Genomic DNA, 13,025 nt, shown 5'->3' on the forward strand with positions numbered 1-13,025 from the left:
GGGTCGTCCCGCAAGGCAGATAAAGCCTCATATTTTGGTTAACGTGCGATTTTTTTTCAATCATTTTCTGCTGACCCCCTTAAGGCCAGAAATAGCCGCAGTAAGGCGCGCAGTTCAGGCATTTATTACTCATCGGACTTCTCTATGATGATGTGCTTTCTGATGGCAGGAAGCCAAACCACTAGCCGACTGCGAATAAAATATGTTCAAAATACTTTTGATTGACCGTTGTCACTTTACCCGCGCGGGGTTTGAAGCATGGCTCAATCATTCCGGTTTATTCCCGGGACATTACGTTGTGACCGGGCTGAACAATCTTTTCCTCGCCAGAGAGCACATTCTGCAATGGAAACCCTCACTGGTTATCGCTGACCTGCATGGTTTCAGGCAGGATACTCCCCATTTCCAGCAATTCTCTTCCTTACTGAATGCCAGCGAAAAACTCCCCTTTATTATGTTGCAATCGGGAGAGGACAGAGACATGACGGCCTGGCTGGAGAACTTCCCGGTCTGGTCTTCACTCATGAAAAATGCCCGTCTTGAGGAACTCGCCACGGTTATTAATGACGCGTTAATTTCGGGCTCAGACACGCACAGACCAACAGTGGCCACGCCGTTGCTGACCCGCCAGGAGGAGAAAGTGCTGACAATGTGGATGGACGGCGCAAGCAATCAAAAAATTGCCGCTCACCTGAGTATCAATGGGAAAACGGTATATACCTACAAGCGAAATATCCGCATGAAGCTGCATATGGACACGCGCTTTTCCCCGTTTTTATCTCCGCAGGGTACAGAAAACTGACGGTACGAAACCCTTCTGGTTCCGTACCGTTAATTAATTACTGCTGTGCTTTTGTTGCCGCACCAGAGATTGCACTACCACCTTCAGAAATATCCTGACCAACGCCACGCGTGGTATTACAGGCAGTTAATACTGAAGAAAGTACCAGGACTGAAAAGATCGCTGCAATTGTCTTCTTAACCATAATATCTTCCTTTTATAGCCAAAGTTGTTTTGTGTATAGCAACTTAAGAATAGACAAGATCCCGCCGATTGAAGGACAAGGAAGCATTTTTCGGAAAATTAGACGAGCTTAGCTGGCCGCGTGAGAAATGATATGCCCAAGATCCTGGATATCTTCCCCCATGCCGCGCGTGGTGTTACAGCCGGAAAGCAATGCACTGGAGAGCGCTAACAGAAGCAGAATTTTAACGGTACGTTTCATCATCCCTGCCTGCAAAAATCAGGCGCAGCGGGCGCTGCGCCCTGACTATTACTTCACGCGTGATACGTATTCGCCGGAGCGGGTATCCACTTTGATCACTTCGCCAGTCTGTACGAACAGTGGCACTTTAACCACAGCACCGGTAGACAGCGTCGCTGGTTTACCGCCAGTACCGGCAGTGTCACCTTTCAGACCTGGATCGGTTTCAACGATTTCCAGCTCAACAAAGTTTGGTGGAGTAACAGCGATAGGCTGACCGTTCCACAGGGTCACGATGCACTCAGCCTGATCCAGCAGCCATTTTTCGCTATCGCCAATCGCTTTCGCGTCAGCAGACAGCTGCTCGAAGGTTTCGTTGTTCATGAAGTGCCAGAACTCACCGTCGTTGTACAGGTAAGTCAGGTTCATATCCACAACATCAGCGCCTTCAGCGGAGTCGGTGGACTTGAAAGTTTTCTCAACGCGGGTACCGGTCAGCAGGCGGCGCAGCTTAACGCGTGCGAATGCCTGGCCTTTACCTGGTTTAACGAATTCGCTGGCTTCAACCGCGTACGGTTCGCCGTCCATCATGATTTTAAGACCAGCACGAAAATCGTTGCTATAGTACGTTGCCATAAGGCCCTCTAAATTTGTTAACTGGTAGCTAAGCCACAAAATGGCGCATATTGTAACCCTAAACACCCCGTCCAGAGAAGATTGGTTATCGCAACTTGCCGATGTAATCACCAGTCCTGATGAATTGCTGCGTCTTTTAGACCTCGATCAGCACCCAGAGTTGCTTGCGGGCCGCGAGGCAAAGCGCCTTTTCGCCCTGCGCGTTCCACGCGCGTTTGTTGCGCGCATGGAGAAAGGCAATCCTGACGATCCGCTTTTAAAACAAATCATTACCTTGCAGGATGAGTTTATTACTGCACCAGGGTACAGCACCGATCCCCTGGAAGAGCAGAACAGTGTGGTACCGGGTTTACTGCATAAGTATCTCAACCGCGCCCTGCTGCTGGTCAAAGGCGGCTGCGCGGTAAATTGCCGTTATTGCTTCCGTCGGCACTTCCCTTACTCCGAAAACCAGGGAAATAAGCGCAACTGGCAGGTCGCGCTGGACTATATCGCCGCCCATTCAGAGCTGGATGAGATTATTTTTTCCGGCGGTGACCCGCTGATGGCAAAAGATCATGAGCTGGACTGGCTATTAACCCAGCTTGAGGCCATCCCGCACATCAAACGTCTGCGTATTCACAGCCGTTTACCGATTGTCATTCCGGCACGCATTACTGACGGACTGGTGTCGTGCCTGGCGCAATCCCGCTTGCAGGTGCTGTTGGTGAACCATATTAACCACGCGAATGAAATTGACGATGCATTTCGCGCGGCGATGGCGCGCCTGCGTAAAGTGGGGGTCACGCTACTAAACCAGAGCGTGCTGCTGCGTGGGGTAAATGATAGCGCCCGCGTGCTGGCCGACCTCAGCAACGCCCTGTTTGATGCGGGTGTCTTGCCCTATTACCTGCATGTGCTGGACCGCGTGCAGGGTGCGGCGCACTTCATGGTGACCGATGAAGAAGCCCGACAGATTATGCGCGAGCTGTTAACGCTGGTTTCAGGTTATATGGTACCCAAGCTGGCGCGCGAAATTGGCGGAGAGCCAAGTAAGACGCCGCTGGATTTGCAGCTGCGGCAGCACTAAAAGGCAGGTGGCGCTACGCTTACCTGCCCTACAGGGTCCGGGCGCAGCGCCATCACCGCGTTAACTCAGTTCGGGCACTTGTAGACCTGGCCGCTCATCTGGCTGGCGGTTGGCACGAAGCTGGAGAGCATTCCCTGCGTTGGGCTACTCACGCCGTAAATCACATTGCCGCCCATCGCCGCGGCCTGGTTACGCAGGGCATTCGCCGCACCGCGCATAGAGCCGCCCTCTTCACCATGCTGTCCCGACATCCAGTTACTTTGCTCGCCCGTGGCCGTGCCTAACAGCTGGCATTCGCTACCCGGCTTATCTTCCACAAAGCGAACACCCTGGCCCGCCGCCGACAGCTCATTGCTGGAGCTACAACCCGCCAGCAGCAATGCTGCCCCTACAATCCCTGCACAGACTTTTACGCGCATGTTATTCCTCGTTTTCAATAAGCTGGACAGTAGTTGTCCGTGTCTAAATCTTATACCTAAAAGATGACCAAAAGAAAAATGCCGAGCATTTCTGCGAGCCAGATTCCGCCAGGCACTCCTCCGACATCTTAAATGAATTCTGATAATAGCCTTTGGGATATCGTGTTTTAGCCCTCGATCGTATGTAGTGGTGCGACGTACAACTTTTGTACGCAATGAAAAAGGGGGTTTCATGAGTGCATCATCCTCAGGAGAGGAAAAAGTGACATGGGTAGGCTATCTGGCGTTTGTACTCACCATCGTATTTTTCTCCGGTTTTTTCGCCAAAAGTACTGAATGGTGGCGCGTGCTGGACTTTACCGTCTTAAACGGTAGCTTTGGACCGGTCAACGGCGCCCTGACGTTTCGCGGCACGGGCGGAACGGGGGCGAAAGACGGGTTTTTATTTGCCCTTGAACTGGCGCCCTCGGTCATTTTATCGCTCGGGATCATTGCCGTCACCGAAGGCCTGGGCGGACTGCGTGCCGCACAAAAGCTGATGACGCCTATTTTGCGTCCGCTGCTTGGCGTGCCGGGGATCTGCTCTCTGGCCCTTATCGCCAACCTGCAAAACACCGATGCGGCGGCAGGTATGACCAAAGAGCTGACCGACGACGGAGCAATTACCGACCATGAACGCGCCATTTTCGCTACCTTCCAGACCAGCGGAAGCGCCATTATTACCAACTATTTTTCTTCCGGCGCCGCGCTTTTCACGTTTATTACCGTCCCGGTGATCGCGCCGCTGGCCGTCATTCTGGTATTCAAATTTGTTGGCGCTAACTTCCTGCGACTGTGGATCGCCCGTATGGAAGATCATCGTATTCAGGAGGAAAAAAATGATCGCCCAGCCGCGTAAAAATATCATGGACATGTTTATTGATGGTGCCCGTCGCGGCTTTACCATCGCGACCACCAGCCTGCTGCCAAACGTGGTCATGGCATTTGTCATTATTCAGGCGCTGAAGGTGACGGGCCTGCTGGATATCGTGGGCAATGTTTGCGAGCCCGTCATGGCGCTCTGGGGGCTTCCGGGCGCGGCGGCAACGGTCCTTCTGGCCTCGGTGATGAGTATGGGCGGCGGCGTGGGGGTCTGCGCCAGTCTGGTCGCCGCCGGCTCACTCAACGGTCACGATGCCACCATCCTGCTGCCCGCCATCTATTTGATGGGCAATCCGGTGCAAAATACCGGCCGCTGCCTGGGTACCGCAGGCGTGAATCCGAAATATTACCCGCACATTATTACGGTTTGCGTCATTAACGCCCTGCTCTCAATGTGGGTGATGCAGCTACTCTTCTGAGGAGATAAAAATGGATTTTTCAGTTCTGGAACCCCATCTTTTCCGCAACGCACATCTCTACGCCCCGGAGGATCGGGGACATTGCGATCTGCTGATCGCTGGGGGAAAAATTGTTGCGATCGAAAAAGCGGGGCATGCAACAACGCGGATGGCGTGTCCTGAAACCGATCTCGCCGGAGCGGTGATTTGCCCGGGATTTATCGATCAGCACGTGCATCTCATCGGTGGCGGCGGTGAAGCGGGGCCCCACACCCGCACGCCGGAGGTGCGGCTGTCTGCGCTGGTAGCAGCAGGTATCACCTCCGTGGTTGGCCTGCTGGGCACCGACGGCGTCACCCGACACCCTGAATCACTGCTGGCAAAAACACGAGCGCTTGAGCATGAAGGGATCAGCGCGTGGATGCTGACGGGCGCGTACGGACTGCCTTCTCCGACGATTACCGGCAGTATTGAAAAAGATGTGGCGCTGATCGACAAAATCATTGGTGTGAAATGCGCGATTTCCGACCATCGCTCTTCCGCGCCAGCGGACGATCGGCTCGCCAGTATGGCCGCCCAGTCACGCGTCGGCGGGCTATTGGGTGCCAAAGCGGGTATCTCCGTTTTTCACCTCGGCAACAGCCCGAAGCTGCTGGAGCCGCTCCTTAACATTCTGAATAACGCCGACGTTCCCCGCACGAAGCTGCTGCCCACCCACGTTAACCGCGGCGAGGCGCTTTTCCTCGCCGCGCTAAACTATGCTCGCGAAGGGGGTTATATCGATATCACCACCAGCATCAGCGAACCCATTGATGCCGCCACCGCCATTGCGACAGCCCGCGAAGCGCAGGTGCCGTTTAACCGTCTCACGCTCAGCTCGGACGCTAACGGTAGCCAGCCGAATTTTGACGCAAATGGCAACCTGGTAGGCATTGGCGTGGCAGGGTTCGAATCCCTTCCGGAAACCCTACAGCAGTTGGTCAGCCGCTATCACCTGCCGCTGGAGGAGGCGCTTCTGCCATTTACGCGTAATGTGGCGGAGTTTCTCGGGCTGGAGCATAAAGGACGGATCGCGCCCGGATGCGATGCCGATTTCCTGGTGTTGACGGACGATCTAAAAATCCATGAGGTCTGGGCGAAAGGCCGCCAGATGGTGCGCGAAGGTGTTGTGTGCGTGAAAGGCACCTTTGAGTAGCAGCTGGACAGGCAATAAAAAACCCCGGGCATCGCTGCCCGGGGTTCGTTCTGAGAGGTTCAGAACAACATGATTACATCATGCCGCCCATACCACCCATGCCGCCCATACCAGCAGCACCTAAGTCAGGCGCGTCGCCTTTAGGCATATCAGTAACCATGCACTCGGTAGTGATCATCAGGCCAGCTACAGATGCCGCATACTGCAGAGCAGAACGGGTAACTTTAGTTGGGTCCAGAATACCGAAGTCGATCATGTTGCCGTATTCTTCAGTTGCCGCGTTGTAACCGTAGTTACCTTCGCCCGCTTTCACGTTGTTCGCAACCACAGATGGCTCTTCACCGGCGTTAGAAACGATCTGACGCAGAGGCGCTTCCATTGCGCGCAGCGCAACTTTGATACCCACGTTCTGGTCTTCGTTCTGTGCAGTCAGGCCAGCCAGTTTAGCGGCAACACGCACCAGCGCAACGCCACCACCAGCAACCACGCCTTCTTCTACCGCAGCACGGGTCGCGTGCAGGGCATCGTCAACGCGCGCTTTTTTCTCTTTCATTTCAACTTCGGTCGCAGCACCGACTTTGATAACGGCGACACCGCCTGCCAGTTTCGCTACGCGCTCCTGCAGTTTTTCACGGTCGTAATCAGAGGTTGCTTCTTCGATCTGCTTACGGATCTGACCAACACGGCCCTGAATAGCGGCTTCTTCACCCACACCGTCGATGATGGTGGTGGTGTCTTTGTTGATCACAACGCGTTTTGCCTGGCCCAGGTCTTCCAGGGTCGCTTTTTCCAGCTCCATACCGATCTCTTCAGAGATAACGGTACCGCCAGTCAGGGTTGCGATATCCTGCAGCATCGCTTTACGACGATCGCCGAAGCCAGGTGCTTTAACCGCAGCCACTTTCACGATGCCACGCATGGTGTTAACCACCAGGGTCGCCAGCGCTTCGCCTTCAACGTCTTCAGCGATGATAACCAGCGGTTTGCCTGCTTTCGCAACGGCTTCCAGCACTGGCAGCATTTCGCGGATGTTGGAGATTTTCTTGTCAGCCAGCAGGATGAACGGGCTTTCCAGCTCAACAGCGCCAGTCTCTGGCTTGTTGATGAAGTATGGGGACAGGTAGCCGCGGTCGAACTGCATACCTTCAACCACGTCCAGTTCGTCTTCCAGACCGGTACCGTCTTCAACGGTGATAACGCCTTCTTTACCGACTTTGTCCATCGCTTCAGCGATCAGTTTACCTACGGTTTCGTCGGAGTTAGCGGAGATGGTACCTACCTGAGCAATGGCTTTGGAGTCAGAGCACGGTACGGACAGCGCTTTCAGCTCTTCAACAGCGGAAGCGACAGCTTTGTCGATACCACGTTTCAGATCCATTGGGTTCATGCCCGCAGCAACGGCTTTCAGACCTTCAGTGATGATAGCCTGCGCCAGTACGGTCGCGGTGGTGGTACCGTCACCTGCAGCATCGTTCGCTTTAGAGGCAACTTCTTTCACCATCTGCGCACCCATGTTTTCGAACTTGTCTTCCAGTTCGATTTCACGTGCTACAGAAACACCATCTTTGGTGATGGTTGGCGCGCCGAAGGATTTATCCAGCACTACGTTACGGCCTTTCGGGCCCAGGGTCACTTTAACTGCATCGGCCAGTACGTTTACGCCGCGGAGCATTTTTACACGAGCGTCGTTACCGAATTTTACGTCTTTAGCTGCCATGTTCTTATTTCCTCAAATTCTCGTGCGTAAATTACGCTTCAACAATTGCCAGAATGTCGCTCTCGGACATGATCAACACTTCTTCATTGTCGATCTTCTCGGATTTCACGCCGTAGCCATCGTTGAAAATTACGATGTCACCAACTTTAACGTCCAGCGGCTGCACAGTTCCGTTTTCCAGGATGCGGCCCTTACCGACAGCGATGATTTCGCCACGCGTTGATTTGGCTGCAGCAGAACCGGTCAGAACGATGCCGCCAGCAGACTTGGTTTCAACTTCTTTACGTTTGACGATCACACGATCATGTAACGGACGAATACTCATTGATAGCTCTCCTTTGAGAAAGTCATTATCAGTTATGGATGACGCCGGCCCGCATGCGGTTTTCCGACTAGTGCCCTGAGAGATGGGGATAGCTTTTTCCCCCTTCAAGGGGGAGTTGAAAAAAAATTTTGCGAAAGTGTTACCATCCCCTCTCTTTTGGTATTGGCAGGACGATGTCAATGAGTGGACTTAAACAGGAGTTGGGACTGGCGCAGGGCGTTGGCCTGCTCTCAACCTCCTTGTTAGGTACGGGCGTATTTGCCGTACCCGCATTGGCGGCGCTGGTAGCAGGCAATAACAGCCTGTGGGCCTGGCCGGTGCTGATTGTGCTGGTGTTTCCGATAGCCATTGTGTTTGCCATCCTCGGGCGGCACTTCCCTGACGCAGGCGGTGTGGCGCACTTTGTCGGGCTGGCGTTTGGCCCGCGACTGAAGCGTGTTACCGGCTGGCTGTTTCTCTCGGTGATCCCGGTGGGTCTTCCTGCGGCATTGCATATTGCAACCGGCTTTGGACAGGCGCTGTTTGGCTGGCATAACGAGCAGCTCCTGCTGGCTGAACTGGGTACGCTGGCCATTGTCTGGTGGGTGGGCTCACGCGGTGCCAGCTCAAGTGCAAACCTGCAGACACTGGTTGCGGTACTGATTGTTGCGCTCGTCGCGGCTGTCTGGTGGGCGGGCGATATCACAATTAAGGACATTCCCTTCCCGGCAGCGACAAACATTGACCATTCACAGCTTTTCGCCGCCCTTGCCGTTATGTTCTGGTGTTTTGTGGGTCTCGAAGCGTTCGCCCATCTGGCCTCTGAATTTAAGCAGCCTGAGCGCGATTTTCCGCGCGCGCTGATGATTGGCCTGCTGCTGGCAGGAACAGTTTACTGGGCCTGCACCGTGCTGGTATTGCACTTCAACGCATTCGGTGCGGATAAAGCGGCTGCCGCGTCACTGCCGGGCATAGTGGTACACCTGTTTGGCGTAAAAGCGCTGTGGGTCGCATGTATGATTGGCTATCTCGCCTGTTTTGCCAGCCTGAATATTTATATCCAGAGCTTTGCCCGTCTGGTGTGGTCGCAGGCGCTTTATAATCCTGAAAGCCGTCTTGCGCAGTTGTCCAAACGTCAACTTCCGGTGAATGCACTGAATACCGTGCTGGGCTGCTGCGTGTTGAGTACGCTGGGTATTTACGTAATGAAAATCAATCTGGATGCCCTGATCGTCTACGCCAACGGCATTTTCATTATGATCTATCTGCTGTGCATGCTGGCGGGCTGTCGTCTGCTGGAAGGCCGTTATAAAGCACTGGCGGTCGTCGGGGGTGTGCTTTGCCTGCTGTTGCTGGCAATGGTGGGATGGAAGAGTGTGTATGCCATCGTCATGCTGGCAGGGCTGTGGCTGTTTTTACCGAAGCGGCAAAATCCGCAGGCCCGGTGAGCGATGCGCCACCGGGCATAAAAATCACCGATCGTCTTTGTGATCTAAACGGTCGTGCTGTTCATCCTTACGCTGATACTCCCCTTCAAACGTATCGCCCGGGCCCGTACTGAAGCCACCACCCGGCATACGGCTAAAACGCAGATGCGGCAGCAGCTTCATGGTCAGGTGTTTTTGCACTGGCGGCAGAAGCAGCAAAAGGCCGAGGAAGTCGGTAAAGAAGCCAGGCAGAATAAGCAGCAGACCCGCGATAATCAGCGACACGCTTTTGATCATCTCTTCTGCCGGGCTTTCGCCTGCAGCCATCTTCTGCTGCATTATCAGGAAATTTTTGAAACCCTGGTTACGCACCAGCGACATGCCGATGACGGAGGTGAAAATCACCAGAACCAGCGTCAGCAGGACGCCCAGGACATGGGCAACCTGGATAAAAATGGAAATCTCAATGTAAACATAGAGAAAGAAAGCAATAAATGGTATCCAGCGCACTGGCATCTCCTGTAGGGCAGGTGCCGTCAGGCCCCTGTCTGAATGTGTTCGCGACGCGCGTTTGTATGAAATGGTGGCAGTTAGCGAAAATTCAATCGGTTTGCACGGATATTTTTTCTGGAAATATTAAAGCGGTGACACATTTCACAGATTAATAATTATCATGGAATCGGCTCGATAATAAGTGATCCAGCTTACGGCAATTCGCTATCATCAGCATATGATCTCGAGCATCTGGCTGATTGAGGGAATAATCGTCGGTCAGAAAATATTCAAAACCACATATATACTGTGTGTTTAGTACAATCCATCGGCAGCTTGAAAAGAAGGTTCACATGTTAAACAACATTCGTATCGAAGAAGACTTGTTGGGTACCAGGGAAGTTCCAGCGGATGCCTACTATGGTGTTCACACTCTGAGAGCGATTGAAAACTTCTACATCAGCAACAGCAAAATCAGCGACATCCCTGAGTTTGTCCGTGGCATGGTGATGGTGAAGAAAGCCGCAGCGCTGGCCAACAAAGAGCTGCAAACCATTCCTAAAAGCGCGGCAAATGCGATTATCGCTGCCTGCGATGAAGTGCTGAACAACGGCAAATGCATGGACCAGTTCCCGGTTGACGTCTATCAGGGCGGCGCGGGTACCTCCGTCAACATGAATACCAACGAAGTACTGGCAAACATCGGCCTGGAGCTGATGGGTCATCAGAAAGGTGAATACCAGTACCTGAACCCGAACGACCACGTTAACAAATGCCAGTCCACCAACGACGCCTACCCAACCGGCTTCCGTATCGCGGTGTATGCCTCCGTGGTGAAACTGGTGGACGCCATCAACCAACTGGGCGATGGCTTCCAGCGTAAAGCGGTTGAGTTCCAGGATATCCTGAAAATGGGTCGTACCCAGTTACAGGACGCAGTGCCAATGACGCTGGGCCAGGAATTCCACGCATTTAACGTGCTGCTGAATGAAGAGACCAAAAACCTGCTGCGCACCTCTGAGCTGCTGCTGGAAGTGAACCTGGGCGCAACCGCCATCGGTACGCGTCTGAACACCCCGGATGGCTATCAGCAGCTGGCGGTTCAGAAGCTGGCTGAAGTGTCCAACCTGCCGGTCGTGCCTGCGGAAGACCTGATTGAAGCCACCTCCGACTGCGGCGCGTACGTGATGGTACACAGCGCACTGAAACGCCTGGCGGTGAAACTGTCCAAAATCTGTAATGACCTGCGCCTGCTCTCTTCCGGCCCGCGCGCTGGCCTGAACGAAATCAACCTGCCAGAACTGCAGGCGGGTTCGTCCATCATGCCAGCTAAGGTGAACCCGGTCGTGCCAGAAGTGGTGAACCAGGTTTGCTTCAAAGTCATCGGTAACGACACTACCGTGACGATGGCCTCCGAGGCCGGTCAGCTGCAGCTGAACGTAATGGAGCCTGTGATTGGCCAGGCGATGTTCGAATCTATCCACATCCTGACTAACGCCTGCTACAACCTGCTGGAAAAATGCATTAACGGCATTACCGCAAATAAAGAAGTGTGTGAAGGCTACGTTTACAACTCTATCGGGATCGTCACCTACCTCAACCCGTTCATCGGTCACCATAACGGTGACATCGTCGGTAAGATTTGTGCCGAAACCGGTAAGAGCGTGCGTGAAGTGGTGCTGGAGCGCGGACTGTTGACCGAGGCTGAGCTGGACGATATCTTCTCCGCCCAGAACCTGATGCACCCGGCATATAAAGCGAAACGATATACCGATGAAAGCGAACAGTAACCGTTCAGGCTAGGCTTTTAAAGGCACGTCACTTGTGACGTGCCTTTTTTCTTTTTAGGCGTTACCAAAATACAACAATTCAATATCAACTTGTTAATAAGCAAGGCAGGTCCTTATGTTTGGAGCAGAACTCGTCATCGTCTTGTTGGCGATTTATTTGGGAGCAAGACTCGGGGGTATCGGCATCGGTTTTGCCGGCGGTCTCGGGGTGCTCGTTCTTACCCTTATCTTTCAGATTAAACCCGGCGCAATCCCCTTTGACGTTATCGAAATCATCATGGCAGTTATTGCCGCTATCGCCGCTATGCAGGTGGCAGGCGGTATGGACTACCTGGTGAGTCTGGCGGAGCGTATGCTGCGCCGCCATCCTAAATACATTACCTTCCTTGCCCCGCTGGTCACCTGGTTTATGACCATTCTCGCGGGAACTGGCCACACGGCGTTCTCCACGCTGCCGGTGATTACCGAAGTGGCAAAAGAACAGGGGATTCGCCCGTCTCGTCCCCTCTCTATTGCCGTCGTTGCGTCTCAGATTGCCATCACCGCGTCGCCGATCTCTGCCGCCGTGGTCTTCTTCGCCGGTATCCTTGAGCCGATGGGCGTGAGCTACCTGACGCTGCTGGCGATCTGTATTCCGGTGACGCTGATTGCGGTCATGATTACTGCCGTGCTGTGTAACTTCCTCGGTGCCGAACTGAAAGACGATCCTGTTTACCAGGAGCGTCTGGCAAAAGGTGAAGTGAGACTGCGCGGTAGCCAGGTCTTCGAACTGAAGCCACACGCAAAGCGCTCCGTACTGCTTTTCCTGATTGGTATCGTCGCAGTGATGTTCTACGCAACCGCCATCAGTGACACCGTGGGGCTGATTCAGAATCCGGTTCTGCCGCGTAACGAAGCGATTGTGGTGTTCATGCTGACTATCGCGACGCTGATTAGTATCACCTGTAAAATCGACACCAGCGAAGTGCTGAACGCCAGTACCTTTAAATCCGGTATGAGCGCCTGCGTGTGTGTACTGGGTGTGGCATGGCTCGGCGATACTTTCGTGAAGGCGCATATCAGCGATATCCAGACCGTAGCCGGCGACCTGCTGCACAACTACCCGTGGCTGCTGGCAGTCGTGCTGTTCTTTGCTGCGACCCTGCTTTACTCCCAGGCAGCAACCACCAAAGCGCTGATGCCTGCGGCACTCATGTTAGGCGTAACGCCGCTGACGGCGATTGCCTCTTTCGCAGCCGTTTCCGCACTGTTCGTTCTGCCAACCTACCCAACCCTGCTGGCAGCGGTTGAAATGGATGACACTGGCTCTACCCGTATCGGTAAATACGTGTTTAACCACGCGTTTCTGATCCCGGGCGTGGTAGCAATTACGCTTTGCGTCATCCTCGGTTTTATCATCGGTGGCATTGTGCTGTAAACCTTCAGCCGTTGTAAAAATAGTTAAAAATGTTC

15 protein-coding genes are annotated in these 13,025 nt (G+C 53.7%); 8 read left to right on the forward strand and 7 right to left on the reverse strand.

What is annotated here, in order from left to right:
* The first annotated feature begins 202 nt into the window (after positions 1 to 202).
* Positions 203 to 802, forward strand: coding sequence for a response regulator transcription factor (locus tag L977_RS10245; RefSeq protein WP_045134434.1), 600 nt, complete (start codon positions 203 to 205; stop codon positions 800 to 802).
* A gap of 37 nt (positions 803 to 839) precedes the next feature.
* Here the strand turns inward: L977_RS10245 and ecnB are convergent, their stop codons facing one another.
* The 3 genes from ecnB to efp form a co-directional block, all read right to left on the reverse strand.
* Positions 840 to 986 carry a lipoprotein toxin entericidin B gene (gene ecnB / locus L977_RS10250; RefSeq protein ID WP_003025482.1) on the reverse strand — a complete coding sequence of 49 codons (147 nt, stop codon included), beginning with the start codon at positions 984 to 986 and terminating at the stop codon, positions 840 to 842.
* A 108-nt stretch (positions 987 to 1,094) separates the two neighbouring features.
* Positions 1,095 to 1,226, reverse strand: a complete 132-nt coding sequence (locus L977_RS10255) for an entericidin A/B family lipoprotein (protein ID WP_013095266.1) — start codon at positions 1,224 to 1,226, stop codon at positions 1,095 to 1,097.
* A gap of 48 nt (positions 1,227 to 1,274) precedes the next feature.
* On the reverse strand, positions 1,275 to 1,841 hold the full coding sequence (gene efp / locus L977_RS10260; protein ID WP_014882207.1) for an elongation factor P: 567 nt from the start codon (positions 1,839 to 1,841) through the stop codon (positions 1,275 to 1,277).
* A 40-nt stretch (positions 1,842 to 1,881) separates the two neighbouring features.
* Between efp and epmB the strand changes: the two genes are divergently transcribed.
* Complete coding sequence (gene epmB, locus L977_RS10265; protein ID WP_047625699.1) at positions 1,882 to 2,910, forward strand: EF-P beta-lysylation protein EpmB; 1,029 nt, start codon at positions 1,882 to 1,884, stop codon at positions 2,908 to 2,910.
* Between the two features lie 65 nt (positions 2,911 to 2,975).
* On the opposite strand, the gene L977_RS10270 is transcribed toward epmB, so the two are convergent.
* Positions 2,976 to 3,329 (reverse strand): DUF4156 domain-containing protein, encoded by a 354-nt coding sequence (locus L977_RS10270; protein ID WP_014882205.1) that lies wholly within the window; start codon positions 3,327 to 3,329, stop codon positions 2,976 to 2,978.
* Positions 3,330 to 3,561: 232 nt separating this feature from the next.
* On the opposite strand from L977_RS10270, the gene L977_RS10275 reads away from it, so the two are divergent.
* Genes L977_RS10275 through iadA form a run of 3 tightly spaced genes read left to right on the forward strand, consistent with a single transcriptional unit; the run spans position 3,562 to position 5,843 of the window.
* Entirely contained in the window at positions 3,562 to 4,227 is a 666-nt protein-coding gene (locus L977_RS10275) for a nucleoside recognition domain-containing protein (RefSeq protein WP_047625700.1), read from the forward strand.
* Positions 4,208 to 4,669: a YjiG family protein gene (locus tag L977_RS10280; RefSeq protein ID WP_014882203.1), complete on the forward strand. Its 462-nt coding sequence runs from the start codon at positions 4,208 to 4,210 to the stop codon at positions 4,667 to 4,669. The genes L977_RS10275 and L977_RS10280 overlap by 20 nt, the downstream gene beginning before the upstream one ends.
* Positions 4,670 to 4,679: 10 nt before the next feature.
* Positions 4,680 to 5,843, forward strand: coding sequence for a beta-aspartyl-peptidase (gene iadA, locus L977_RS10285; protein WP_047625701.1), 1,164 nt, complete (start codon positions 4,680 to 4,682; stop codon positions 5,841 to 5,843).
* A gap of 73 nt (positions 5,844 to 5,916) precedes the next feature.
* On the opposite strand, the gene groL is transcribed toward iadA, so the two are convergent.
* Complete coding sequence (gene groL / locus L977_RS10290) at positions 5,917 to 7,560, reverse strand: chaperonin GroEL (RefSeq protein WP_014882201.1); 1,644 nt, start codon at positions 7,558 to 7,560, stop codon at positions 5,917 to 5,919.
* A gap of 31 nt (positions 7,561 to 7,591) precedes the next feature.
* Positions 7,592 to 7,885: a co-chaperone GroES gene (locus tag L977_RS10295; RefSeq protein WP_003855929.1), complete on the reverse strand. Its 294-nt coding sequence runs from the start codon at positions 7,883 to 7,885 to the stop codon at positions 7,592 to 7,594.
* 179 nt (positions 7,886 to 8,064) lie between these two features.
* Here L977_RS10295 and yjeH point away from each other — a divergent pair, with 179 nt between their 5' ends.
* Positions 8,065 to 9,312, forward strand: coding sequence for an L-methionine/branched-chain amino acid transporter (gene yjeH, locus L977_RS10300; RefSeq protein ID WP_047625702.1), 1,248 nt, complete (start codon positions 8,065 to 8,067; stop codon positions 9,310 to 9,312).
* A 24-nt stretch (positions 9,313 to 9,336) separates the two neighbouring features.
* On the opposite strand, the gene L977_RS10305 is transcribed toward yjeH, so the two are convergent.
* Positions 9,337 to 9,801 carry an FxsA family protein gene (locus L977_RS10305; protein ID WP_014882199.1) on the reverse strand — a complete coding sequence of 155 codons (465 nt, stop codon included), beginning with the start codon at positions 9,799 to 9,801 and terminating at the stop codon, positions 9,337 to 9,339.
* A 335-nt stretch (positions 9,802 to 10,136) separates the two neighbouring features.
* Here L977_RS10305 and aspA point away from each other — a divergent pair, with 335 nt between their 5' ends.
* Complete coding sequence (gene aspA / locus L977_RS10310; RefSeq protein ID WP_003855923.1) at positions 10,137 to 11,573, forward strand: aspartate ammonia-lyase; 1,437 nt, start codon at positions 10,137 to 10,139, stop codon at positions 11,571 to 11,573.
* A gap of 115 nt (positions 11,574 to 11,688) precedes the next feature.
* On the forward strand, positions 11,689 to 12,990 hold the full coding sequence (locus L977_RS10315) for an anaerobic C4-dicarboxylate transporter (protein ID WP_023331834.1): 1,302 nt from the start codon (positions 11,689 to 11,691) through the stop codon (positions 12,988 to 12,990).
* Positions 12,991 to 13,025 lie beyond the last annotated feature (35 nt).

The organism is Enterobacter sp. ZOR0014 (genome assembly GCF_000798855.1).
Lineage (GTDB): Bacteria > Pseudomonadota > Gammaproteobacteria > Enterobacterales > Enterobacteriaceae > Enterobacter > Enterobacter kobei.

What these genes read in the sequence shown, in the direction of transcription:
- aspA (WP_003855923.1), top strand. Translation starts at nt 10,137, where the DNA reads ATGTTAAACAACATTCGTATCGAAGAAGACTTGTTGGGTACCAGGGAA.
- ecnB (WP_003025482.1), bottom strand. Translation starts at nt 986, where the DNA reads ATGGTTAAGAAGACAATTGCAGCGATCTTTTCAGTCCTGGTACTTTCT.
- epmB (WP_047625699.1), top strand. Translation starts at nt 1,882, where the DNA reads ATGGCGCATATTGTAACCCTAAACACCCCGTCCAGAGAAGATTGGTTA.
- L977_RS10315 (WP_023331834.1), top strand. Translation starts at nt 11,689, where the DNA reads ATGTTTGGAGCAGAACTCGTCATCGTCTTGTTGGCGATTTATTTGGGA.
- yjeH (WP_047625702.1), top strand. Translation starts at nt 8,065, where the DNA reads ATGAGTGGACTTAAACAGGAGTTGGGACTGGCGCAGGGCGTTGGCCTG.
- L977_RS10295 (WP_003855929.1), bottom strand. Translation starts at nt 7,885, where the DNA reads ATGAGTATTCGTCCGTTACATGATCGTGTGATCGTCAAACGTAAAGAA.
- iadA (WP_047625701.1), top strand. Translation starts at nt 4,680, where the DNA reads ATGGATTTTTCAGTTCTGGAACCCCATCTTTTCCGCAACGCACATCTC.
- L977_RS10270 (WP_014882205.1), bottom strand. Translation starts at nt 3,329, where the DNA reads ATGCGCGTAAAAGTCTGTGCAGGGATTGTAGGGGCAGCATTGCTGCTG.
- efp (WP_014882207.1), bottom strand. Translation starts at nt 1,841, where the DNA reads ATGGCAACGTACTATAGCAACGATTTTCGTGCTGGTCTTAAAATCATG.
- L977_RS10275 (WP_047625700.1), top strand. Translation starts at nt 3,562, where the DNA reads ATGAGTGCATCATCCTCAGGAGAGGAAAAAGTGACATGGGTAGGCTAT.
- L977_RS10280 (WP_014882203.1), top strand. Translation starts at nt 4,208, where the DNA reads ATGATCGCCCAGCCGCGTAAAAATATCATGGACATGTTTATTGATGGT.
- groL (WP_014882201.1), bottom strand. Translation starts at nt 7,560, where the DNA reads ATGGCAGCTAAAGACGTAAAATTCGGTAACGACGCTCGTGTAAAAATG.
- L977_RS10255 (WP_013095266.1), bottom strand. Translation starts at nt 1,226, where the DNA reads ATGAAACGTACCGTTAAAATTCTGCTTCTGTTAGCGCTCTCCAGTGCA.
- L977_RS10245 (WP_045134434.1), top strand. Translation starts at nt 203, where the DNA reads ATGTTCAAAATACTTTTGATTGACCGTTGTCACTTTACCCGCGCGGGG.